19 protein-coding genes are annotated in these 23,005 nt (G+C 61.4%); 11 read left to right on the top strand and 8 right to left on the bottom strand.

Going from position 1 to position 23,005, the window contains the following annotated elements:
- Positions 1-102 precede the first annotated feature (102 nt).
- Positions 103-1,119, bottom strand: coding sequence for a class I SAM-dependent rRNA methyltransferase (locus QRN50_RS21075; protein WP_024659420.1), 1,017 nt, complete (start codon positions 1,117-1,119; stop codon positions 103-105).
- Between the two features lie 157 nt (positions 1,120-1,276).
- Between QRN50_RS21075 and QRN50_RS21070 the strand changes: the two genes are divergently transcribed.
- Complete coding sequence (locus tag QRN50_RS21070; RefSeq protein WP_003400204.1) at positions 1,277-2,860, top strand: alkaline phosphatase D family protein; 1,584 nt, start codon at positions 1,277-1,279, stop codon at positions 2,858-2,860.
- A 107-nt stretch (positions 2,861-2,967) separates the two neighbouring features.
- Complete coding sequence (locus QRN50_RS21065; protein ID WP_024639739.1) at positions 2,968-3,909, top strand: AEC family transporter; 942 nt, start codon at positions 2,968-2,970, stop codon at positions 3,907-3,909.
- Here QRN50_RS21065 and QRN50_RS21060 read toward each other — a convergent pair.
- From QRN50_RS21060 to gatC, 6 genes are all read right to left on the bottom strand, one after another.
- Positions 3,906-4,289: a carboxymuconolactone decarboxylase family protein gene (locus tag QRN50_RS21060; protein WP_003400208.1), complete on the bottom strand. Its 384-nt coding sequence runs from the start codon at positions 4,287-4,289 to the stop codon at positions 3,906-3,908. The two genes, QRN50_RS21065 and QRN50_RS21060, sit on opposite strands and share 4 nt — an antisense overlap.
- Before the next feature lie 33 nt (positions 4,290-4,322).
- On the bottom strand, positions 4,323-5,354 hold the full coding sequence (locus QRN50_RS21055; RefSeq protein ID WP_024659422.1) for a calcium/sodium antiporter: 1,032 nt from the start codon (positions 5,352-5,354) through the stop codon (positions 4,323-4,325).
- 78 nt (positions 5,355-5,432) lie between these two features.
- On the bottom strand, positions 5,433-5,801 hold the full coding sequence (locus QRN50_RS21050; RefSeq protein WP_024641676.1) for a septal ring lytic transglycosylase RlpA family protein: 369 nt from the start codon (positions 5,799-5,801) through the stop codon (positions 5,433-5,435).
- A 378-nt stretch (positions 5,802-6,179) separates the two neighbouring features.
- The gene (gene gatB, locus QRN50_RS21045; RefSeq protein WP_003313612.1) at positions 6,180-7,625 is read right to left on the bottom strand and encodes an Asp-tRNA(Asn)/Glu-tRNA(Gln) amidotransferase subunit GatB; all 1,446 of its coding nucleotides are present in this window, start codon (positions 7,623-7,625) and stop codon (positions 6,180-6,182) included.
- 10 nt (positions 7,626-7,635) lie between these two features.
- Positions 7,636-9,087, bottom strand: coding sequence for an Asp-tRNA(Asn)/Glu-tRNA(Gln) amidotransferase subunit GatA (gatA, locus tag QRN50_RS21040; RefSeq protein WP_024651007.1), 1,452 nt, complete (start codon positions 9,085-9,087; stop codon positions 7,636-7,638).
- 14 nt (positions 9,088-9,101) lie between these two features.
- The gene (gene gatC, locus QRN50_RS21035) at positions 9,102-9,389 is read right to left on the bottom strand and encodes an Asp-tRNA(Asn)/Glu-tRNA(Gln) amidotransferase subunit GatC (protein ID WP_003400217.1); all 288 of its coding nucleotides are present in this window, start codon (positions 9,387-9,389) and stop codon (positions 9,102-9,104) included.
- A gap of 205 nt (positions 9,390-9,594) precedes the next feature.
- Between gatC and mreB the strand changes: the two genes are divergently transcribed.
- From mreB to tldD, 8 genes are all read left to right on the top strand, one after another.
- A complete protein-coding gene (mreB, locus tag QRN50_RS21030) occupies positions 9,595-10,632 on the top strand; it encodes a rod shape-determining protein MreB (RefSeq protein WP_002555108.1) in 1,038 nt (345 codons plus the stop codon).
- 231 nt (positions 10,633-10,863) lie between these two features.
- On the top strand, positions 10,864-11,943 hold the full coding sequence (mreC, locus tag QRN50_RS21025; protein ID WP_024651008.1) for a rod shape-determining protein MreC: 1,080 nt from the start codon (positions 10,864-10,866) through the stop codon (positions 11,941-11,943).
- Positions 11,936-12,427 (top strand): rod shape-determining protein MreD, encoded by a 492-nt coding sequence (gene mreD / locus QRN50_RS21020; protein ID WP_003364106.1) that lies wholly within the window; start codon positions 11,936-11,938, stop codon positions 12,425-12,427. Before mreC ends, mreD begins: the two co-directional genes overlap by 8 nt.
- Positions 12,428-12,494: 67 nt before the next feature.
- Positions 12,495-13,097, top strand: coding sequence for a Maf family protein (locus tag QRN50_RS21015; protein WP_096127366.1), 603 nt, complete (start codon positions 12,495-12,497; stop codon positions 13,095-13,097).
- On the top strand, positions 13,094-14,551 hold the full coding sequence (gene rng / locus QRN50_RS21010; RefSeq protein ID WP_003364105.1) for a ribonuclease G: 1,458 nt from the start codon (positions 13,094-13,096) through the stop codon (positions 14,549-14,551). The genes QRN50_RS21015 and rng overlap by 4 nt, the downstream gene beginning before the upstream one ends.
- Before the next feature lie 180 nt (positions 14,552-14,731).
- Entirely contained in the window at positions 14,732-18,547 is a 3,816-nt protein-coding gene (locus QRN50_RS21005; RefSeq protein ID WP_096127365.1) for a YhdP family protein, read from the top strand.
- Between the two features lie 48 nt (positions 18,548-18,595).
- On the top strand, positions 18,596-19,441 hold the full coding sequence (locus QRN50_RS21000) for a carbon-nitrogen hydrolase family protein (RefSeq protein WP_024651012.1): 846 nt from the start codon (positions 18,596-18,598) through the stop codon (positions 19,439-19,441).
- A 2-nt stretch (positions 19,442-19,443) separates the two neighbouring features.
- Complete coding sequence (gene tldD / locus QRN50_RS20995; protein WP_003400228.1) at positions 19,444-20,883, top strand: metalloprotease TldD; 1,440 nt, start codon at positions 19,444-19,446, stop codon at positions 20,881-20,883.
- A 48-nt stretch (positions 20,884-20,931) separates the two neighbouring features.
- Here tldD and yjgA read toward each other — a convergent pair whose 3' ends face one another.
- Positions 20,932-21,453 carry a ribosome biogenesis factor YjgA gene (gene yjgA, locus QRN50_RS20990; RefSeq protein WP_003364101.1) on the bottom strand — a complete coding sequence of 174 codons (522 nt, stop codon included), beginning with the start codon at positions 21,451-21,453 and terminating at the stop codon, positions 20,932-20,934.
- 107 nt (positions 21,454-21,560) lie between these two features.
- Here yjgA and pmbA point away from each other — a divergent pair, with 107 nt between their 5' ends.
- Positions 21,561-22,907, top strand: a complete 1,347-nt coding sequence (gene pmbA, locus QRN50_RS20985) for a metalloprotease PmbA (protein WP_096127374.1) — start codon at positions 21,561-21,563, stop codon at positions 22,905-22,907.
- Positions 22,908-23,005 lie beyond the last annotated feature (98 nt).

The following is a 23,005-nucleotide window of genomic DNA, read 5'->3' as shown; positions in this document are numbered from 1 at the left end:
TTGGAAGCCCTTGGAGTATGGCATGCCTGTTCGGTTCCCAAGGCACTGCCCTCGCGGCTTGTAGGAATTTTCCGGTTGCGCTTGACGATATCAGGCGCCGAGTCAGAGTTGCAGAATCAGCGTTTTCAGCGGTGGTTGATTATCCTGAGACGGGAAGTCTGCGGCGGGACGCATTTCCTGGCAGTCGCGCACCGGACGCCCGGCCTTGGTGGCACAGCGCAGCACCTGCTCGCGCCAGTCCTGCATGCTGACTTTCGCCAGATTGTTGCAGCAGATCAGCACGCCATCGTCTGCCGTGGTCAACAGCGCAGGTTTGAGCAGGCTCTGATAGTCGCGCAGCAAATCAACGGTGCCGAACGCGCTCTTGGCCCAGGCCGGTGGATCGAGCAGGACCAGATCATATTGGCGCTGTTGCAGTTTCACGTAGCTGGGCAATTGCTGGCTGCGGCGCGCAGCAATGGGCAACCCGGCCAACTGGCGGATCGCCGGAAAATAATCCGACTGGATGAATTGCATGGGGGGCAGTTGCGGGTTGAGCGCACCATTCTCGCGACCCACCGCCAGATTGCCCTCGGCGAAATCGAGATTGCACACTTCACTCGCGCCACCGGCCGCCGCACTCAGGCCGACGCCGCAGGTGTAGGCGAACAGGTTCAGCACGCTTTTGCCGGCGCTGTGCTGCTTGACCCAGCCGCGGGTGTTGCGCAGGTCCAGAAACAACAGCGGGTCCTGGCCTGCATGCCGACCGCGGACCCGGTAATTGAGCCCCCATTCGTGGCCGACATGATCGGCCAGAGCCGCGTCTTCAGCCTTGTACACGGTGTCGTGGCGATCGACGCGCGAGTTGCCTTGCGAGCGATCGTTATAGACCAGCAGGGTGTCCAGGCCCAGGCGCGTGTTGACCCGTTCATGCAGCGCCAGCAGGGCATCGCGATCCAGGCGGGTGTGAAAGCTCTGTACCAGCAATTGCGGGCCGTAGCGGTCGATGGTCAGCCCGCTGGCACCCTCCTGGCTGCCGTGAAACAGTCGATAGCAGTCCGTGCCCTGTCCATGCAATTGGTCAAGCAACGCCTGGCGATTGTCGAGGGCGACGCTGAGCGCCTGATTCAAGGAAGACATGCTGAGCGCCTCGGGCTGGAATAAGGCGCGGGAGTTTACCAGTTACCGGGCGCCGGGGGTTTTTGGCGTCTGCCATGCGCTTGATCTCCTGCGTTGTCATACAGCGCCAATATTCCCCTGCTACGGTGCTTTTTTGCCTGTCAGCGAGGGGATAACCGTGAGCCAGTTCGATCTCAAGCGTCGCCGTGTCATCCAGGCCGTCGGAACGGTAGGTGCCGGTCTGCTGTTACCGGGTGTTGCACCGGCGGTCATCGCCTCGGTGCAGGATCGTCCGAAGATGATGGATGGCGTGCAGTCCGGCGATGTGTTCGGCGACAAGGCAATCGTCTGGAGCCGCAGCGACCGGCCTTCGCGCATGGTCGTCGAGTGGGACACGCGCAGCATGTTCACCCAGCCACGCCGCGTGGTGTCGGCGCTGGCCGATCAGCGTAGCGACTTTACCGCGCGGGTCGAGTTGAGCGGGCTGCCTGTCGATCAGGCGATTTTCTACCGGGTGTCTTTCGAGGATGCGCAGAGCGGTGTCGCCGGTGAGCCGTGGTTCGGTCATTTGCGCAGCACACCGCAGCAGCGCCGCGACATCCGCTTCGTCTGGAGCGGCGACACGGTAGGGCAGGGCTTTGGCATCAACCCCGATATTGGCGGCATGCGTATCTATGAAGCCATGCGTTTGCGCTTGCCGGACTTTTTTATCCACAGCGGTGACACCATCTACGCCGACAGCCCGGTGCCGGAGCAGCTCACCACGGAGGGCGGGCGCGTCTGGCGCAATATCACCACCGAGGCGAAGAGCAAGGTGGCGGAGACCCTCGACGAATACCGGGGCAATTACCGCTACAACCTGATGGATGAAAACCTGCGCCGCTTCAACGCCGAAGTCCCGCAGATCTGGCAGTGGGATGATCACGAAGTGACCAACAACTGGTCACCCAGCAAACAGCTCGATGATCGCTACAAGGTCAAGGACATCGGCCTGCTGTCCTCGCGTGCCCGCCAGGCTTATCTTGAATACGCGCCGCTGCGCTTGCAGGAAGCCGACAACGGCGGGCGCATTTATCGCAAGATCCCCTACGGTCCGATGCTCGACGTCTTCGTCCTCGATATGCGCAGCTACCGCGCCGGCAACGATGCCAACCTGGCCGACAAACCCGGCCCGACCACCGCATTCATGGGCCGTGAGCAACTGGACTGGCTCAAGCGCGAGCTCAATGCATCGCGCGCGCAGTGGAAAGTCATCGCGGCCGACATGCCCATTGGGCTGGGCGTGCCGGATGGCGAGGTCAGCCCCGGCGTACCGCGTTGGGAGGCCATCGCCAACGGCAATGACGGTCCGGCGTTGGGGCGTGAGCTGGAGGTCGCCGAATTGCTGGCGTACCTGCGCGCGCAGAAGATTCGCGATTGCGTCTGGCTGACGGCCGATGTGCATTACTGCGCCGCACATCATTACCAGCCGGATCTGGCCGTGTTTCAGGACTTCGACCCGTTCTGGGAGTTCGTCGCCGGGCCATTGAACGCCGGTAGCTATGGTCCCAACGTGCTGGACAAGACCTTTGGTCCCGAGCTGGTGTTCCAGAAAGCGCCGCCTGCGCAGAACACCTCGCCGTTCGCGGGTTTTCAGTTTTTTGGTGAAGTGAATATCGACGGGCAGACCGGTGAGATGACCGTGGCGCTGCGCGATCTGGACGGGGTCTCGGTCTTCGAGCGCAAGCTCCAGCCTGTGAAGGAAGTCAGCCGCATCGTCTGATGAACAACAGACGCGGCGCGGTGATCAGGGTTTCGGAAATTCCGTGCAACATGCTCGTCCTCGGTGGCCTATCATGAGCTACCTAACGACGGGACCGGATGCGTTGCATGCTGGCTATTTTTCTCGAAACCCTGAACATCACCGCCCCGGTGTTTGCCATGCTGTTTCTGGGCGTGTTCCTCAGGCGTATCGGCGCGATCAATGATGGCTTCATCGTTGCGGCTTCCGGGCTGGTGTTCAACGTCACCATGCCTGCGCTGCTGTTTCTGGGCATTATTCACGCCGACCTGCGCACCGCCCTGCAGCCCAAGCTGCTGATTTTTTTCAGCATCGCTACGCTCCTGAGTTTTGCATTCGCCTGGTGCTGGGCGATCTGGCGTTGCCCGCACGAAGAGCGCGGGATCTACGTCCAGGGCGCGTTTCGTGGCAATAACGGGGTCATCGGTCTGGCCCTGGCGGCCAGCATGTACGGGCCTGATGGCATTTCACTGGGCGCGATTCTCGCCGCGCTGGTCATCGTCTTCTACAACACGTTATCGACGGTGGTATTGGCGGTTTACAGCCCGGTGATCAAGTCCGATCCCTGGAGCATCTTCAAAAGCGTGCTGGCCAACCCGCTGATCATCAGCGTGATCATCGCCTCACCCTTCGCTTACTTTGCCATCGGCCTGCCCAAATGGCTGGAAACCTCCGGCAGCTACCTGGCCCAGATGACCCTGCCGCTGGCACTGATCTGCATCGGTGGCACATTGTCGCTGGCGTCATTGCGCAAGAGTGGGAAACTGGCTGTCAGTGCCAGCGTCATGAAAATGATCACGCTGCCAGTGCTGTGCACGCTGGCCGCCTGGCTGGCCGGTTTTCGCGGCGCTGAACTGGGGATTCTGTTCCTGTATTTCGGCAGCCCGACAGCGGCTGCCAGCTACATCATGGCGCGCACGGCCAACGGCAACTACGAGCTGGCTGCCGCGATCATTGTCATCACCACGCTGGCTGCCGCGGTCACGACCAACGTGGGGATTTTCATCCTGCAATGGGGCGGCTGGATCTAATCCGCTTTGACGTAGCTGTCGATCACTTCCTGCGCCGCACGAAACGCGTCGATGGCCGCTGGCACGCCGGCGTACACCGCGCAGTGCAGCAGCGCTTCGCGAATCTCCTCGACCGTGCAGCCATTGTTCAGTGCGCCACGAACGTGGCCCTTCAGTTCTTGCGGGCATTTCAGGGCGGTGAGGGTGGCCAGGGTGATCAGGCTGCGGGTTTTCAATGGCAGGCCCTCGCGACTCCAGACGCTGCCCCAGGCGTGCTCGTTGACGAAATCCTGCAGTGGCTGGCTGAACTCGGTGGCATTGCCCAGCGCGCGGTCGACGTAGACATCGCCCATCACCTGGCGACGGATCTGTTCGCCGTCACTGATCGTCTTGTCTGTCATGGCCTTGCTCCTTGTATCGATGCGGGTTGGAGGTCAGTGCTGACGTCGCCAGGCGCGAATCGTGCCCCAGACAACCACAGCGCCCAGCACAGGTAACACCAGCGTGAGCATTTTGCTTTCAAGCCGTTCGGCCAGCGCCATACCGGTGCTGATCGACAGGATATGCAGCCCGTAGGTCAGGTACAACGACAGCAGAAACAGGCCTTCCAGACGGTCTATCCGGTATCCGGAATAAAACAGCGGCACACACAGCAGCGACACGCCGAGCATGATCGGCAGGTCGAACACCAGTGCATTTGGCGAGATCGTCAGCGGCACCGGGGCGACCAGTGCGGTCAGCCCCAGCACGCCCAGCAGATTGAACAGGTTGCTGCCGATCACGTTGCCCACGGCAATATCGCGCTCACCACGAAACGCTGCGATCAGCGAGGTCATCAGTGCTGGCAGTGATGTGCCGATGGCAATGATGGTCAGGCCGACGATGCGTTCGGACAGCCCAAGATGGATTGCAATCACCACTGACGCGTCGACCAGCAGGTGTCCGCCAGCGGTCAACAGCAGCAGGCCAGTGGCAAGCATGAGGATACGCGTGAAGGTACGAGGTTTTGCGGTTGTCTCGGCATGTCCGTGACGCGGCGCATGACCGCCCTGACGGATGATGACGATCAGGCAGAACAGCAACCCGGCGAGCAGCAGTGCGCCGTCAAGCTTGCTGAATTCGCCGCTCCACGACAGGCCGATAGCCAGCACGCAGGCACCGATCATCAGCGGAATGTCGACGTGCAACACCTGACGGGCAACGCGTAACGGAATGATCAGCGCGCACAGGCCCAGGATCACCAGTACATTGAAAATGTTACCGCCGATGACACTGCCCACCGCGATGTCGGTGTTATCGGCAAACGCGGCTTGCAGGCTTACTGCCATCTGCGGCGCGCTGGTGCCCATTGCCACGACGGTCAGGCCGACGATCAGTGGCCGGACCTTGAAAATCGCCGCCAGATGCACCGCTGCACGCACTGACAGTTCTGCCCCGATCAGCAGCAATAACAAGCCACTGAGCATCTGGATAAGTGCGGGGGCGGGCAGGGCCGATAGCTGGAGAATACGAGTGTCCTTGTTGGCGGTGATCGGGGGTTGGGTTTAATCCAGGGCCTGCACACGGACTGGCGCTGTCCCGCTGCGCAGCATACCCAGTTGTTCGGCCGCTTCGCGAGAGACATCGATCAGACGACCACGGGTGTGAGGGCCGCGATCGTTGACGCGCACGACTACCGACCTGTCGTTGTCGAGGTTGGTGACCTTGACGCGCGTGCCGAAGGGCAGTTGGCGATGTGCAGCGGTCAGCGCGTTCTGATTGAACGGCTCGCCGCTGGCAGTGCGGTTGCCGTGATGGCGGGCGCCGTAATAGGCGGCGGTGCCGGTCTCGTCATAACCATGGGGGTCGATGATGTGATTGGCGCACCCTGCCAGTAACGTCAGCAGGCTGCAGGTAAAAATAAGGCGGCGCATGGGGTGGGTTCCTGAGTGCCGGAGTAATTGTGGTTGACGCTCGTGCCAATCCTCCATGCTGGCATGCATTTCGTGACGCTCCGCGTCGCAACTCGGTGTTGCAGTGCGTACTCAACAGCGGACGCAGAGCGTCCAGAACTGCATTCCCACGCAGAGCGCTCATCGTTATACACAAGTCATGAAGAGCCCAGAAGGCGGGGTCTTTGACCCTAATCGCGATGTGAATAAAGACCTCTGTGGGAGTGAGCTTGCTCACGAAGACCTTGGTCCAAACGCCCTGTCTCTAGAGGCTGTACCGGCCTATTCGCGAGCAAGCTCGCTCCCACAAGACTCGTGTATAACGCTGATCGCATAGCGTGGGAACGAGAGTGACGAGGATCAGCCCTCCAGCTTGGCCTTCAGCAGTTCGTTGACCTGCTGCGGGTTGGCCTTGCCTTTGGAGGCTTTCATCGCCTGACCGACGAAGAAGCCGAACATCTTGCCGCGCTTGGCTTCATCCGCGGCGCGATACTGTTCGACCTGTTCCGCGTTGGCTGCCAGTACCTCGTCGAGCATCGATTCGATGGCGCCGCTGTCGGTGACCTGCTTCAGGCCGCGCTTTTCGATGACTTCATCGGCGCTGCCTTCACCATTGGCCATCGCCTCGAAGACCATTTTTGCGATCTTGCCGGAAATGGTGTTGTCGGTGATGCGCTTGAGCATGCCGCCCAACTGCTCGGCACTGACCGGCGACTGGTCGATTTCCAGGCCCTGCTTGTTGAGCAGGCTGCCCAGCTCGACCATGACCCAGTTGGCTGCCAGCTTGGCGTCACCGCTGATGCTCACCACCTGTTCGAAGTAATCAGCCTGCTCGCGGCTAGAAGCCAGTACGCTGGCGTCGTAGGTCGACAGACCGAACTGGCTCTGGAAGCGTTCGCGTTTCTGCGGTGGCAGCTCCGGCAAGGTGGCGCGGGTTTCTTCGAGGAACGAGTCCTCGATGATCACCGGCAACAGATCCGGGTCGGGGAAGTAACGGTAGTCGTTGGCTTCCTCCTTGCTGCGCATGGCGCGGGTTTCGTTGGTGTTCGGGTCATACAGGCGTGTCTGCTGGATAACCTTGCCACCGTCTTCGATCAGGTCGATCTGGCGCTGAATCTCGCTGTTGATCGCTTTTTCGATGAAGCGGAACGAGTTGACGTTCTTGATCTCGCAACGCGTGCCGAACTCGACCTGACCCTTGGGGCGAATCGATACGTTGCAGTCGCAGCGCAGCGAACCTTCGGCCATGTTGCCGTCACAGATGCCCAGGTAGCGGACAATCGCATGGATGGCCTTGACGTAAGCCACGGCTTCCTTGGCGTTGCGCATGTCCGGCTCGGAAACGATCTCCAGCAGCGGGGTGCCGGCACGGTTCAGGTCGATACCGGTCATGCCCTGGAAGTCTTCGTGCAGGCTCTTGCCCGCGTCCTCTTCCAGGTGCGCACGGGTGATGCCGATGCGCTTGACGGTGCCGTCTTCAAGGGGGATGTCCAGGTGGCCCTTGCCGACAATCGGCAGCTCCATCTGGCTGATCTGATAGCCCTTGGGCAGGTCCGGGTAGAAGTAGTTCTTGCGGGCAAACACGTTGTGCTGGCCGATTTCGGCGTTGACGGCCAGGCCGAACTTGACGGCCATGCGCACGGCTTCCTTGTTCAGCACCGGCAATACGCCGGGCATGCCCAGGTCGACGAGGCTGGCCTGCGTGTTGGGCTCGGAGCCGAACGTGGTCGCGCTACCGGAAAAAATCTTTGATTGGGTCGAAAGCTGGGTATGAATCTCCAGCCCGATGACGACTTCCCATTGCATGTGTTTCTCCTCAGAAGCCTTCAGGTGCGCGAGTGTGCCAGTCGGTGACTTGCTGATACTGATGCGCCACATTCAAGAGGCGGCCTTCCTGGAAATACGGAGCGAGCAGCTGCACGCCGACCGGCAGGCCGTCGACGAAGCCCGCAGGCATGGACAAGCCGGGCAGGCCCGCCAGGTTGGCGGTGATGGTGTAGAAGTCTTCCAGGTATTCGGCAATCGGGTCGTGGGTCTTGGCGCCGATTTTCCAGGCCGGGTTGGGCGTGGTCGGGCCGAGAATCACGTCGACATCGGCGAACGCGCTCATGAAATCGTTCTTGATCAGGCGACGGATTTTCTGCGCCTGCAGGTAGTAGGCGTCGTAGTAACCCGCCGACAGCGCGTAGGCGCCGACCATGATGCGTCGCTGCACTTCCGGGCCGAAGCCTTCGGCGCGCGAGCGCTTGTACAGGTCGGTCAGGTCTTTCGGGTCTTCGCAGCGGTAGCCGAAACGCACACCGTCGAAACGCGACAGGTTGGACGAGGCTTCAGCCGGGGCGATGACGTAGTAGGCCGGGATCGCGTGTTGCAGGTTCGGCAGGCTGACTTCCTTGACGATCGCGCCGAGTTTTTCCAGCTCCTTGACGCTTTCATGCACCAGTTGCGCGATGCGCGGGTCCAGGCCTGCGCTGAAATACTCTTTCGGCACACCGATACGCAGGCCCTTGAGCGGGGTATTGAGGCTGGCGGAGTAGTCCGGAACCGGTTCGTCGATGCTGGTGGAGTCCTGCGGGTCGAAACCGGCCATGCCTTGCAGCAGCAGCGCACAGTCTTCGGCCGTGCGTGCCATCGGCCCCGCCTGATCGAGGCTGGACGCGTAGGCAATCATGCCCCAGCGCGATACGCGGCCGTAGGTCGGCTTGAGGCCCGTGAGGTTGGTCAGTGCTGCAGGCTGGCGAATCGAGCCGCCGGTGTCGGTGCCGGTCGCGGCAGGCAACAGGCGTGCAGCGACCGCGGCAGCCGAACCACCCGAAGAACCGCCAGGGACGCATTCCAGGTTCCACGGGTTTTTCACCGCGCCGTAATGGCTGGATTCGTTGGCCGAACCCATGGCGAATTCGTCCATGTTGGTCTTGCCCAGCGTCACTGTACCGGCCGATGCCAGACGCGACACGACCGTGGCGTCGTAGGGTGCCTTGAAATTGTCGAGCATCAGCGAGCCGCAACTGGTGCGGATGCCCTGGGTGCAGAACAGGTCCTTGTGGGCCAGCGGAGCACCGAGCAGCGGGCCGTTTTCACCGGCGGCACGGCGCGCGTCTGCCGCCTGCGCCTGGGTGATGGCCAGGTCTTCGGTGAGGCTGATGAAGCTGTTGAGCTGCGGGTCGAGCGTCGCGATGCGCGACAGCAGAACACGAGTCAGCTCTTCGGAAGAAAACTTTTTATCGGCGAGTCCGCGGGCGATCTCGGCCAGAGTCATTTGGTGCATGCAGGCGCTTTCCCTTACTCGATGACTTTCGGAACCAGATAGAGGCCGTCTTGGACCGCTGGTGCGATGGCTTGGTAAGTGTCACGGCGATTTCGCTCGGTGACGGCGTCTTCGCGCAGGCGCTGGGTGGCTTCCAGCGGGTGAGCCAGCGGCTCGATGCCAGCGGTGTCGACCGCTTGCATCTGATCGACCAGCCCAAGAATGCTGTTCAGTGCTTCGGTGGTACGCGGGATATCGGCGTCATTGAGACCCAGTCGGGCCAGATGAGCGATCTTTTCCACGTCGGAGCGTTCAAGCGCCATGGGGTATCTCCAGTGGAATGCTTATGGATTTGCTTTGTTGCCAATTGCGGAACACTATCGCGTTATTACTGTCTCAAGCCGCTAACGTCGAGGGTGGTGTTCGGAAAACCGCCAATTTAGCATATTGGCTCCTTGCCCAAAATCCCTGTCGTTGTTAGAGTTTGCCGCACTTTTTTTACCACGCGTTCCCTAGGGTCCCTTTCCCATGTTCAAGAAACTGCGTGGCATGTTTTCCAGTGATCTATCCATCGACCTGGGCACTGCCAACACCCTTATTTACGTGCGTGAGCGCGGTATCGTTCTGAATGAACCCTCTGTCGTTGCCATTCGTACTCACGGCAACCAGAAGAGTGTCGTGGCCGTCGGTACCGAAGCCAAGCGCATGCTGGGCCGTACTCCAGGCAACATCGCAGCCATTCGTCCAATGAAAGACGGCGTTATCGCCGACTTCAGCGTCTGCGAAAAAATGTTGCAGTACTTCATCAACAAGGTTCATGAAAACAGCTTTCTGCAGCCCAGCCCTCGTGTGCTGATCTGCGTTCCGTGCAAATCCACCCAGGTTGAGCGTCGCGCGATTCGCGAGTCGGCCCTGGGTGCAGGCGCACGCGAAGTCTTCCTGATCGAAGAGCCAATGGCCGCTGCAATCGGTGCCGGTCTGCCGGTGGAAGAAGCTCGCGGTTCGATGGTTGTCGACATCGGCGGCGGCACCACCGAAATTGCCCTGATCTCCCTGAACGGTGTGGTGTATGCCGAATCCGTCCGGGTTGGCGGTGACCGTTTCGACGAAGCGATCATCACCTACGTGCGCCGCAACTACGGCAGCCTGATCGGCGAATCGACTGCCGAGCGCATCAAGCAGGAAATCGGTACTGCCTATCCGGGCGGTGAAGTACGTGAAGTCGACGTGCGTGGCCGCAACCTGGCTGAAGGCGTTCCACGTGCGTTCACCCTGAACTCCAACGAAGTGCTCGAGGCACTGCAGGAGTCGCTGGCGACCATCGTTCAGGCGGTCAAGAGCGCTCTGGAGCAATCGCCTCCGGAACTGGCCTCGGACATCGCCGAGCGTGGTCTGGTCCTGACCGGTGGTGGTGCGCTGCTGCGTGATCTGGACAAGTTGCTGGCTCAGGAAACCGGTCTGCCGGTGATCGTCGCCGAAGACCCGCTGACCTGTGTAGCGCGTGGCGGTGGCCGTGCGCTGGAAATGATGGATAAGCACACCATGGATCTGCTCTCCAGCGAATAATTCGCCGGGGTGCCTTTCACGGAGTCTTTTGTATGCAGGTGGCGGATATGCTACCTGTATGCTTCAGGCTGACGCCGAAACAGGGTGCCTATCTCTTTCATTTGTCCAGGCCGGTTACATACCGCATGAATAATTGCCAATCGAAGTTCGATCCAACGATCGCATGCCCCGGAGGAGCGGCCTATTAAACCGCTTTTCTCAAAAGGCCCGTCGCTGGGTGTACGTCTGCTGGTGCTGGCCGTTCTGTCGGTTGCGTTGATGGTTGTCGACGCCCGCTTTACGATCCTCAAGCCCGTGCGCAGCCAGATGTCGATGGTGCTCATGCAGTCCTACTGGATCGTCGACCTGCCGCAGCGTCTGTATCAAGGCGTCGCCAGTCAGTTCGGCAGCCGCACAGAGCTGATCGCCGAAAACGAAAAACTCAAGACCGAAGCCCTGCTCCTGCAAGGTCGCCTGCAAAAGCTGGCGGCACTGACCGAGCAGAACGTTCGGCTGCGTGAGTTGCTGAACTCCTCGGCGCTGGTCAACGAAAAGGTCGAGGTCGCCGAGCTGATCGGCATGGACCCGAACCCCTTCACCCATCGCATCATCATCAACAAGGGCGAACGCGACGGCGTGGTGCTCGGCCAGCCTGTGCTCGATGCGCGCGGCCTGATGGGGCAGGTGGTCGAGTTGATGCCCTATACCTCACGCGTCTTGTTGCTGACTGACACCACCCACAGCATCCCGGTGCAGGTCAACCGCAACGGTTTGCGTGCCATCGCCAGCGGCACCGGTAACCCGGAACGTCTGGAGCTTCGGCATGTGGCGGACACCGCAGACATCAAGGAAGGCGACCTGCTGGTCAGTTCGGGCCTTGGACAGCGTTTCCCGGCCGGTTACCCGGTGGCGACGGTCAAGGAAGTGATTCACGACTCCGGCCAGCCGTTTGCGATCGTTCGTGCAGTGCCGACCGCTGCGCTGAATCGCAGTCGCTATCTGTTGCTGGTGTTCTCCGACGGGCGCTCGCCGGAAGAGCGCGCTGCCGATGCCGCGCAAGCACAGGAATCCCTCGACAAGGGCGTCGAGCCCTCCGTGATGGCGACACTGCCGCCGCCGACACCCGCCTTCCCGATGTGGCCGCAGGCCGTCGTTCCGGTCTTTCCGGGCAGTACGCTGACGCACAAGCCTGCAGCGCAATCGGCAACACCTGCACCTGCACCTGCACCGGCGGCCACGCCCGCGACACCGGCAAGGCCTGCTGCCCGGCCTGCGGCGTCACAGCCGCCTGCTTCACGACCTTCCACTGCCCGGGAGCCTATCGATGGTTAGTCATGTTTCCGGGCGCAATGGCTGGGTGGTCTGGCTGACGTTTGCGATCGGTCTGCTGCTGAGCGTTTCGCCGCTGCCGCAATTCATGGAAATCTTCCGGCCACTGTGGCTGGCCCTGCTGCTGACCTTCTGGGTCCTGGCGCTGCCGCACAAATACGGCATGACCACCGCGTGGATACTGGGCCTGATGGAGGATGTGCTGTACGGCACATTGCTCGGCCAGAATGCCCTGATCCTCAGCCTGATTACCTTTCTGGTGATGTCCCTGCAGCAGCGCCTGCGCATGTTTCCCATGTGGCAGCAGTGCCTGGTGCTATTGGTGGTATTCGGTCTGGCGCAGCTTGCGCAACTCTGGCTGAGCGCGCTCACCGGCAACCGTCAGCCAACGCTGGCGCTGGTGCTGCCCGCGTTGGTCAGTGCTCTGTTGTGGCCCTGGATCAGTTATGGCCTGCGTGGATTGCGCAAACGTTTGAAAATCAATTAAGCGCAAGGTGAGCGCGACGCCCCGTTGCGTTGTTCGCGCTCACCCGCACAGACACGGAGATGTCCTTATGCCCTCGCTTTATCTGGCTTCTGGCTCGCCGCGCCGCCGCGAACTTCTGACTCAGATCGGTGTGCCCTTTACCGTACTGAGCGCTCAGATCGACGAAACCCCCTTTGACCATGAAACCCCGGCTGCCTATGTCGAGCGTCTTGCGCTGGGCAAGGCTCAGGCCGGGCTGTCCCTGCTGCCAGCCGCACAACAGGCCTGCGTGATAGGGGCCGACACGGCGGTGGTGCTCGATGGACGCATTCTCGGCAAGCCGGTCGATGAAGCGGATGCCCAGGCCATGCTCATGGCCCTGTCCGGGCGCGAGCATCAAGTGCTGACGGCTGTCGCGCTCAGTGATCGGCAACGCAGCGAAACCCGTATTGTTACCAGTCGTGTGCGCTTTCGCCCGATTCAAATCCATGAAGCCCAGGCCTACTGGACCAGTGGCGAGCCCGCCGACAAGGCCGGCGGCTATGCCATTCAGGGGTTGGCAGCGATTTTCGTCGAGGGCCTGCAAGGCAGCTATTCTGGGGTGGTGGGTCTGCCCCTGTGCGAAACCGCAGAACTGCTTGGCCATTTCGGCATACCCTGCTGGCAATGCCTGGAAGGTGACAAGTCATGAGTGAAGAGATTCTGATCAACATCACGCCGATGGAATCGCGCGTGGCAGTGGTGGAAAACGGGGTTCTGCAAGAGGTGCACGTCGAGCGCACCCAGCGTCGCGGCATCGTCGGCAATATCTACAAAGGCAAGGTTGTGCGGGTGCTTCCCGGCATGCAGGCGGCGTTCATCGACATTGGTCTGGATCGCGCGGCGTTCATTCATGCATCGGAAATATCCATGCGTGAAGGGCCGGCGGTCGAGAGCATTGCGTCGCTGGTACATGATGGCCAGAGCCTTGTCGTGCAAGTCACCAAAGACCCGATCGGCAGCAAGGGCGCACGGCTGACCACGCAACTCTCCATTCCGTCGCGTTATCTGGTGTACATGCCGCGCACGGCGCATGTGGGCATCTCGCTGAAAATCGAGGACGAAGCCGAGCGCGAACGACTCAAGAAAGTGGTCAGTGATTGTGTTGCCCAGGAAGGTATCAAGGAAGCCGGAGGTTTCATTCTGCGCACCGCTGCCGAAGGCGCCGGGGCTGATGAAATCCTCATGGACATCCGTTATCTGCGCAGGCTCTGGGACCAGATCGGCGAGCAGATCAAGACGGTCAGCCCGCCCACGGTGATTTACGAAGACCTGGGCCTGGCGCTGCGCACCTTGCGCGATCTGGTCAGCCCGCGCATCGAGAAGATCCGTATCGACTCGCGGGAAACTTTTCAGAAAACCACCCAGTTCGTCGCCGAGCTGATGCCGGAAATAGCCGACAGGCTCGAGCACTATCCGGGCGAGCGGCCGATCTTCGACCTCTATGGGGTCGAGGACGAAATCCAGAAGGCCCTCGAGCGCAAGGTGCCGCTCAAGTCGGGCGGCTATCTGGTAATCGATCCAGCCGAAGCGATGAGCACCATCGACGTCAACACCGGCGCGTTCGTAGGCCATCGCAACCTCGAAGAAACCATCTTCAAGACCAATCTGGAAGCTGCCACGGCCATCGCCCGGCAGCTGCGCCTGCGTAATCTGGGCGGCATCATCATCATCGATTTCATCGACATGGAAGACGGTGAACACCAGCGTCAGGTGCTGCGCACGCTGGAGAAACAGCTGGAACGCGATCACGCCAAGACCAACATCATCGGCATCACCGAACTGGGTCTGGTGCAGATGACCCGCAAGCGCACCCGCGAAAGTCTCGAACAGGTGCTGTGCGAACCGTGTCATTGCTGCGCCGGGCGGGGCAAGCTGAAGACCCCCGAGACCATCTGCTATGAAATCTTCCGGGAAATCCTGCGCGAGGCCAGGGCCTATCAGGCAGTCGGCTATCGCGTTCTGGCCAATCAGCGCGTGGTGGATCGTCTGCTCGACGAGGAGTCCGGCAACGTGGCTGAACTGGAGAGCTTTATTGGCCGCACTATCCGTTTTCAGGTAGAAACCATGTACTCGCAGGAACAATACGACGTGGTGCTGCTCTGAGGGTGCTGATCGTTTGAAATCTATGACAAGTGCCCTACGGGTTTCTGGCAGGTATGCCGTTTTATCGAGAATGATGCGTGGCGAATGAGCAAAACCTGTACCTGACCGCACCTGCGCATCCGAGCCTGACTCCGTTCGCCGATTCTGCTCTTTGCACCCCGCAGTGGAGGACCTCCTGAGATGGGACGTCTTCCTCGCCTCGTTGCAACCCTGACCCGCTGGGGGCTGAGCCTGTGCGCACTGATTCTGGTGCTTGCGGCGCTGTACGTGAGCCTCGGCCGTCAGTTGACGCCGTTGGTTGCCGAATACCGTGTCGATGTGGAAACCCGTGCCAGCAGCGCGCTGGGCATACCGCTGAGCATCGGCAGTCTGGAAGGTAGCTGGAGCCGCTTTGCCCCGGTACTGCTGGCCCACGACGTGATGGTCGGCGAGGGTGCCAGTGCTCTGCGTCTGGATCGCGTAAGGGTGGTTCCCGACCTTTGGGAAAGCCTGCTGGCGCGTGACGTGCGCATCGCTCATCTTGAAGTGGACGGCCTGCAGTTCAGCCTCAGGCAGGACAAGGACGGCGCGTGGTCGATTCAGGGCTTGCCGGTGCACAACGACAGCCCGTTCGATCCCGAGCAGGCGCTCAAGCAGATGCAGATGGTCGCGCATGTGTCGTTGCTCGACAGCCAGGTCACGGTGCAACCGTTTGACGCTGCGCCGCTGACCCTCACCTATGTAAACCTCAGCCTGGACACCGGCAGCTATGCCCAGCGACTTGACGCACGCCTGACTCTGCCGGATGGTCAGCCGGTCGCGCTGAACGTGCGCTCGCGCATCCAGGCCAGTCAGTGGAAGGACGGCGAGGCCGATATCTACGCCAGCCTGCCGCAAAGCGACTGGGCCAGGTGGCTGCCGAAAAGCCTTACGCGCGAATGGACGCTGGCGAAGCTGCAGGCCGGCGGCGAGGTCTGGTTGAGTTGGGGCAAGGGCACCGTGCAAAGCGCGACCACGCGCCTCAATGCACCACAGGTCAAAGGCGTTTATGCCGGTCGCAAACCGTCGACGATCAATAACCTTGCGCTGAACGCATGGTTTGCACGCACTGAAACAGGTTTCGACCTGAACCTCGATTCACTGGCGATGAGCCTTGGCGACGCGCGTTGGGAAAGCCGTGTGCAACTGACGCAAACCGCCGCGACGCCTGACAGCGAAGAGCTCTGGCACGTGCAGGCGGATCGTCTGGACCTGACCCCCGTCACGCCGCTGATCGACTCGCTCGCGCCCCTGCCTGACAAGGCCATGGCAGTGGTCGACGGCCTCAAGGTGACAGGCGGGCTGCGTAACGTACTGCTCGACTACCGGCCACAGGCAATCGGTGACCAGCGCCTGAGCTTTGCCGCCAATCTGGACAAGGTCGGTTTCAACGCGTATCGCGGGGCGCCGGCGGCCGGAAACGTCACCGGTGCCATCAGCGGTGATCTGGGGCAGGGCGAGCTGCGCCTCGACACCGATGACTTCATGCTGCACCTGGACCCGATCTTCGCCAAACCCTGGCGTTACCGGAAGGCCAATGCCCGTCTGACCTGGAAACTGGATGACCAGGCGTTCACGCTGATTGCCCCGTACATCAAGGTGCTCGGCGACGAAGGCAAAATTGCGGCGGACTTTCTGATCAAGATTCATCTCAATCATGATCAGGAAGACTACATGGACCTGCGGGTCGGTATGGTCGACGGCGACGGCCGTTACACCAGCAAGTACCTGCCGACCGCGCTCAGTCCGGAGCTTGATCACTGGTTGCGCACCGCCGTGGTCAGTGGCGCGGTCAAGCAGGGTTTCTTCCAGTATCAAGGGTCGCTGAACAAGAACTCGCCCGATACGGCGCGTGTCATCAGCCTGTTCTTCGACGTCAGCAACGCAACGCTGGCGTTCCAGCCGGGCTGGCCGTCGCTGACCGGAGTGGATGGCAAGGTCTACGTCGAAAACAGCGGTGTACGTGTCAAGGCGAGCAAAGGCCAGTTGCTGGATACCAAGGTCAGCAACGTGCTGGTCAATATTCCCCATGTGCCGTCAGGTCAGGACAGTCACCTGCTGGTGGACGGTAATTTCTCCGGAAACCTGATCGACGGCCTGAAGATTCTCCAGCAGGCGCCCATCGGTACGGGCAGCACGTTTGCCGGATGGCAGGGCGAGGGCCCGCTGGACGGTAAGCTAAAGCTGGATATCCCGCTGGCCAAGGGCGTCGAGCCAAAGGTCGTGGTGGACTTCAGCACCGACAATGCGCGCTTGAAACTGGCCGACCCGGTGCTGGAGCTGACTCGCCTGAAAGGCGACTTCCGTTTTGACAGCTCCAGCGGGCTGAGTGGCAAGGGCATCAAGGCCCAGGCATTCGATCGCCCTGTGACCGCAGAGATCGCCGCCGAGGGCAAGCCTGGTGACAACGTGACGCGCATTATGGCGAACGGACAAATCACCGTGAAGCGGCTCACCGACTGGCTGAACGTGACCCAACCGCTGCCGGTCTCCGGCGACTTGCCGTATCAGTTGCAGCTGATTCTGGACAGCAAGGACAGCCCGCTGGTAATCAACTCCACGCTCAAGGGCGTGGCGATCGATTTGCCCGCACCGTTTGGCAAGACCGCCGAGCAGGAGCGTCCCAGCGAATTCCGCATGACCCTGCAAGGCGCGGAGCGCAGGCTCGGCGCGGCCTATAACGATCAGGCCAACTTTGCGTTCGCAGCACCGAATGGCAAGTTTGCCGAAGGTCGTGGCGAGCTTTATCTGGGGCGCGGCGGGGCGATCGTGCCGGACGCCAAGGGCTTGCGGATCCGTGGGGAGTTGTCCGAACTGGACATCGCGCCCTGGCAGGAACTGGCCGCTCGCTACACCGGGAATGATCCGGGCGGCAACGCAAAACAACTGCTTAACAGCGTTGATCTGCAGATCGGCAAGCTGACCGCGATGGGCACCACACTCAATGACGTGCGTGTCCAGTTGCAGCGCAACTCGGCAGCCTGGGCCCTGTCGCTGGACAGCGCAATGGCCAAAGGCACGGCAACGCTGCCCGACGCCAAGTCTGCACCGATCGGCGTCAACATGCTCTACGTTCGACTGCCTGCATCAGATCCGACAGCGACCGTTGTGGAAAACGCGCCTGATCCTCTGGCGGATATCGACCCGCACAATATCCCTGCGCTGGACGTGAAGATCTCCCAGCTGTTTCAGGGCGATCAGTTGCTCGGGGCCTGGGCATTGAAAACCCGGCCGACGCCTGCCGGCATGCGCATGTCGGACATGAGCCTGGGGCTCAAAGGTATTCTGCTGGAGGGTGACGCTACCTGGGAGGGTACGCCCGGGGCCAGCAGCAGTTCGTTCAAAGGCCGTCTGGCGGGCAAGAACCTCGCGGATGTGCTCAAGGCGTGGAACTTCGCACCCACTGTTACCAGTGAACGCTTCGAGATGAACGTGGACGGGCGCTGGCCGGGTTCGCCTGCCTGGGTTGGTCTGAAGCGCTATTCCGGCAGTCTGGATGCCACGTTGAACAGAGGCCAGTTCGTCGAAGTCGAGGGCGGTGCTCAGGCATTGCGGGTGTTCGGGCTGTTGAATTTCAACTCCATCGGCCGGCGTCTGCGTCTGGACTTCTCCGACCTATTGGGCAAAGGCCTGAGCTACGACCGGGTCAAAGGGCTGTTGGTCGCCAGCGACGGTGTCTATGTGACGCGCAACCCGATCACCCTGACCGGGCCGTCGAGCAATCTGGAGCTCAACGGTACGCTGGACATGGTCCGCGATCGTGTCGATGCGAAGCTGCTGGTGACCTTGCCGGTCACCAATAACCTGCCTATTGCTGCACTGATTGTCGGCGCGCCGGCCATTGGCGGGGCGCTGTTTCTGGTCGACAAGCTGCTGGGCGACCGGGTTGCGCGTTTCGCCAGCGTGCAATACAAGGTCGAAGGGCCCTGGAAAGAGCCGAAGATCACCTTCGACAAGCCATTTGAAAAGCCCCAATAGCGTCTCATGGAGTACAGTGGTGGCCATCTCATTCAGGAGCGGGTTGCCATGTCCTTCGCGGTGATTCAGATGGTCAGCCAAAGCGATGTCCTGGCCAATCTGGCCAGCGCCCGACGTCTGCTGGAACAGGCTGCCGACGGTGGCGCGCGGCTGGCGGTACTGCCCGAAAACTTCGTCGCGATGGGGCGCCGTGACGTCGCCGATATCGGGCGTGCCGAGGCTCAGGGGCACGGACCGATCCTGCCATGGTTGAAACTGGCCGCTCGCGACCTCAAGTTATGGATTGTTACCGGAACCTTGCCACTGCCGCCGGATGAGCGGCCGGATGGCAAGGTGACGGCGTGTTCGCTGTTGATCGATGAGCACGGTGAGCAGGTGGCCCGTTATGACAAACTGCATCTGTTCGATGTGGATGTCGCTGACAACCGTGGCCGCTATCGTGAATCGGATGACTATGCTCATGGGAGCAGGGTGGTGGTGGCCGACACGCCGGTGGGGCGTCTGGGGCTGACCGTCTGTTATGACCTGCGCTTTCCCGAACTGTACACCGCGCTGCGTGAAGCCGGTGCTGAACTGATTACCGCGCCGTCAGCGTTCACTGCGGTAACGGGGGCCGCGCACTGGGACATTCTGATCCGCGCGCGTGCCATCGAAACCCAGTGTTACGTGCTGGCGGCGGCACAGGGCGGGGTCCATCCGGGACCTCGCGAGACTTACGGACACGCGGCCATCGTTGATCCATGGGGCCGCGTACTGGCCGAGCAGGCACAGGGTGAAGCGGTACTGCTGGGCACACGTGACAGTGAAGAACAGGCGTCCATACGGGCGCGGATGCCGGTGTCCAGTCACCGGCGCTTTTTTTCGCAGGACGCCATGCGGCCTGCTTCGGAGTGAATATGAGTGATCTGTCCTCAGTCAGCGAACACCTTCTGGCACCCGGCGGCCTGAACCTCGACAGCCTGCAGTCCGTGCTGGGCGATCTGGCCGGACCAGGCATCGACGCGGCCGATCTGTATTTTCAGGGCATGATCTCCGAGTCCTGGTCGCTCGAAGACGGGATCGTCAAGGAAGGCAGTTTCAATCTCGATCAAGGCGTGGGCGTGCGTGCCCAGTCGGGTGAGAAAACCGGCTTTGCGTACAGCAACGCGATCACCGCCGAGGCCCTGCGCACCGCCGCACAGGCCGCGCGCTCTATTTCCCGCGCAGGCCAGAATGGTCGCGTGCAGGCTTTCACCTCGCAGGACGTGGCACAGTTGTATGCCCCGGATAACCCGCTGGAAGTACTGAGCCGCGCCGAGAAAGTCGAGTTGCTCAAGCGCATCGACGTCGCAACGCGCGCGCTGGACTCGCGTATCCAGCAGGTTTCGGTGAGCATGGCCGGTGTCTGGGAGCGCATCCTGGTGGCCGCCGCGGATGGCAGCCTGGCCGCCGATGTGCGCCCGCTGGTGCGTTTCAACGTCAGTGTCATCGTCGAGCAGAATGGCCGTCGCGAGCGGGGCGGGCATGGCGGCGGCGGGCGTACCGATTACCGTTATTTCCTGACCGACGATCGCGCCATGGGCTACGCCCGTGAGGCCCTGCGTCAGGCACTGGTCAACCTGGAAGCGATTCCTGCACCGGCAGGCACCTTGCCGGTGGTACTCGGCTCTGGCTGGTCCGGTGTGCTGCTGCACGAAGCGGTCGGTCACGGCCTTGAGGGTGACTTCAACCGCAAGGGCAGCTCGGCCTACAGCGGGCGCATGGGCGAGATGGTTGCGTCGAAACTCTGCACCATCGTCGACGACGGCACCCTGGCGGGGCGTCGTGGCTCGCTGAGCGTGGATGACGAAGGCACACCAACCGAATGCACTACGCTGATCGAGAACGGCGTACTCAAGGGCTACATGCAGGACAAGCTCAATGCACGCCTGATGGGCGTGGCCCGCACCGGCAACGGCCGTCGCGAGTCCTATGCCCACCTGCCGATGCCGCGCATGACCAACACCTACATGCTGGGCGGGCAGAGCGATCCACAGGAAATCATCGCTTCAGTGAAGCGCGGCATCTACTGCGCCAACCTGGGCGGTGGTCAGGTGGATATCACCAGCGGCAAGTTCGTGTTTTCGACCAGTGAGGCCTATTTGATCGAAGATGGCAAGATCACTGCGCCGGTCAAAGGCGCGACCTTGATCGGTAACGGGCCGGAAGCCATGAGCAGGGTATCGATGGTGGGTAACGATCTGTCGCTGGACAGTGGCGTCGGCACATGCGGGAAGGATGGCCAGTCGCTGCCGGTCGGTGTTGGTCAGCCTACGCTGAAAATCGACGCGATTACCGTGGGTGGCACCGGTAGCTGAAGGTGAGTCGGGGCCGGCTGCTTGCTGCCGCCGGCCCCGAGGGCGAAGTCAACGCAGACCGCGTTGAAGTTCGTCCAGCTCACGGATGTATTTGAAGATTTTGCGGCTGGTGGCCGGCGGTTTGTTGCGTGCAACTTCGTGTTGCGCCTGACGGATCAGCGAACGCAGCTGCTGACGGTCGGCATCGGGGTATTCGACAACGAATTTCTCGAGGTCGGCGTCATCGCCCGCGATCAGGCGGTCACGCCAGCGCTCCAGATTGTGGAAACGTTCATTGTATTGGCGAGTGGAGGCATCGAGTTGGTCCAGCAACACCAGAATGGCTTCCTGGTCCTGATCGCGCATCAGCTTGCCGATGAACAGAATGTGCCGCTTTCGCGCGATGTTCGCCGTGTGCTTGGGCGCTTCGGCCAGGGCCTTGCGCAAAGCGTCGGTCAGCGGCAGCTTGGCCAGCACATCGGCTTTGAGTGTTGTCAGTCGCTCGCCGAGGTCGACCAGAGCATGCAGCTCTCGTTTGACCTGGGTTTTGCTTTTCTCCCCGTCGAGGGAGTCGTCGTAAGAATCAACCATGGGGGCAGTCCGCAAAGAAACGCCGCCATGATAACCAGTCGTGGGCCGCTTGTCCGGCCCGGTCGGTACTCGGCCTGTGCTGAAAGAAGAATTTGATGGAGAAAGTCATGAGTGCAACCCAAAGCGTCGGCCCACAAGCCTTGCCCGAGCTGCAGGAACAGGTCGAGCAGATCATTGCCGAAGCCCGGCGTCAGGGCGCCAGCGCCTGCGAAGTCGCAGTCTCGGTGGACCAGGGGCTGTCGACCTCGGTCCGTCAGCGTGAAGTTGAAACCGTCGAGTTCAACCGCGATCAGGGCTTTGGTATCACCCTGTATGTCGGGCAGCGCAAGGGCTCGGCCAGCACGTCGGCAACCGGTGCCGATGCCATTCGTGAAACGGTCGCCGCTGCACTGGCGATTGCCGAATACACCTCCGAAGATGACAGCTCCGGGCTGGCTGACGCTGCGCTGATGGCCAAAGAGGTTATGGATTTTGACCTTTATCACACCTGGGACATCACGCCCGAGCAGGCCATCGAGAAAGCGCTGCTCTGCGAAGCGGCGGCCTTCGATGCCGACAGCCGCATCAAGAATGCCGACGGCACTACGCTCAATACCCATCAGGGCTGCCGTGTGTACGGCAACAGCAATGGCTTCATCGGTGGCTATGCGTCAACGCGGCACAGCCTCAGCTGTGTGATGATCGCCGAGGGCGAAGGTCAGATGCAGCGCGATTACTGGTATGACGTCAACCGCCAGGGCGAGCTGCTGGCCGATGCGCAGAGCATTGGTCGCAAGGCGGCGTTGCGTGCAGCGAGCCGTCTGGGCGCGCGTCCTGTGCCGACCTGTGAAGTGCCGGTGCTGTTTGCTGCAGAGCTGGCAGGCGGCCTGTTCGGCAGCTTTCTCGGCGCCATTTCCGGGGGTACCCTGTATCGCAAGTCGTCGTTCCTCGAAGGCGCGCTGGGTCAGCGCCTGTTCCCTGAGTGGATGACCATTGATGAGCGCCCGCACCTCAGGCATGCGATGGGCAGCTCGGCGTTCGACAGCGATGGTCTGGCGACCTTCGCCAAACCGTTCGTGGCAGGTGGCGATCTGGTTTCCTATGTGCTGAGCACGTATTCCGGCCGCAAGCTGGGCATGCCGAGCACCGCCAACGCGGGCGGTGTGCACAACCTGTTCGTTAGCCATGGCTCGGACGACCAGGCTGCGCTGATCCGGCGCATGGGACGTGGCCTGCTGGTGACCGAATTGATGGGCAGCGGTCTGAACATGGTCACCGGCGACTATTCACGCGGCGCGGCAGGCTTCTGGGTCGAGAACGGCGAGATTCAGTTCCCGGTTCAGGAAGTGACCATTGCCGGCAACATGCGCGACATGTTCAAGCAGATCGTCGCCGTTGGCAGCGATCTTGAGCTGCGCAGCAACATCCGCACCGGCTCGGTACTGATCGAGCGCATGATGGTGGCGGGGAGCTGACAGATCCCCGATTCAGGCTATCGTTCCTCACGCTCCCGCGTGTGAATGCAGTTCACGACGCTCTGCGTCGTCAAGAGGACGCAGAGCGTCCGGAAAGG

Source organism: Pseudomonas sp. MEJ108, assembly GCF_030208985.1.
Classification (GTDB): Bacteria; Pseudomonadota; Gammaproteobacteria; order Pseudomonadales; family Pseudomonadaceae; genus Aquipseudomonas; species Aquipseudomonas fragariae.
Note: the sequence above shows the minus strand (reverse complement) of the source record. Positions and strands in the feature narration are given on the sequence as shown.

Excerpts from the sequence above, each read along its gene's own strand:
- QRN50_RS21075 (WP_024659420.1), bottom strand. The coding sequence starts at position 1,119 with ATGTCTTCCTTGAATCAGGCGCTCAGCGTCGCCCTCGACAATCGCCAG.
- QRN50_RS21065 (WP_024639739.1), top strand. The coding sequence starts at position 2,968 with ATGCTGGCTATTTTTCTCGAAACCCTGAACATCACCGCCCCGGTGTTT.
- QRN50_RS21060 (WP_003400208.1), bottom strand. The coding sequence starts at position 4,289 with ATGACAGACAAGACGATCAGTGACGGCGAACAGATCCGTCGCCAGGTG.
- QRN50_RS21055 (WP_024659422.1), bottom strand. The coding sequence starts at position 5,354 with ATGCTCAGTGGCTTGTTATTGCTGCTGATCGGGGCAGAACTGTCAGTG.
- QRN50_RS21050 (WP_024641676.1), bottom strand. The coding sequence starts at position 5,801 with ATGCGCCGCCTTATTTTTACCTGCAGCCTGCTGACGTTACTGGCAGGG.
- gatB (WP_003313612.1), bottom strand. The coding sequence starts at position 7,625 with ATGCAATGGGAAGTCGTCATCGGGCTGGAGATTCATACCCAGCTTTCG.
- gatA (WP_024651007.1), bottom strand. The coding sequence starts at position 9,087 with ATGCACCAAATGACTCTGGCCGAGATCGCCCGCGGACTCGCCGATAAA.
- gatC (WP_003400217.1), bottom strand. The coding sequence starts at position 9,389 with ATGGCGCTTGAACGCTCCGACGTGGAAAAGATCGCTCATCTGGCCCGA.
- mreB (WP_002555108.1), top strand. The coding sequence starts at position 9,595 with ATGTTCAAGAAACTGCGTGGCATGTTTTCCAGTGATCTATCCATCGAC.
- mreD (WP_003364106.1), top strand. The coding sequence starts at position 11,936 with ATGGTTAGTCATGTTTCCGGGCGCAATGGCTGGGTGGTCTGGCTGACG.
- QRN50_RS21015 (WP_096127366.1), top strand. The coding sequence starts at position 12,495 with ATGCCCTCGCTTTATCTGGCTTCTGGCTCGCCGCGCCGCCGCGAACTT.
- rng (WP_003364105.1), top strand. The coding sequence starts at position 13,094 with ATGAGTGAAGAGATTCTGATCAACATCACGCCGATGGAATCGCGCGTG.
- QRN50_RS21005 (WP_096127365.1), top strand. The coding sequence starts at position 14,732 with ATGGGACGTCTTCCTCGCCTCGTTGCAACCCTGACCCGCTGGGGGCTG.
- QRN50_RS21000 (WP_024651012.1), top strand. The coding sequence starts at position 18,596 with ATGTCCTTCGCGGTGATTCAGATGGTCAGCCAAAGCGATGTCCTGGCC.
- tldD (WP_003400228.1), top strand. The coding sequence starts at position 19,444 with ATGAGTGATCTGTCCTCAGTCAGCGAACACCTTCTGGCACCCGGCGGC.
- yjgA (WP_003364101.1), bottom strand. The coding sequence starts at position 21,453 with ATGGTTGATTCTTACGACGACTCCCTCGACGGGGAGAAAAGCAAAACC.
- pmbA (WP_096127374.1), top strand. The coding sequence starts at position 21,561 with ATGAGTGCAACCCAAAGCGTCGGCCCACAAGCCTTGCCCGAGCTGCAG.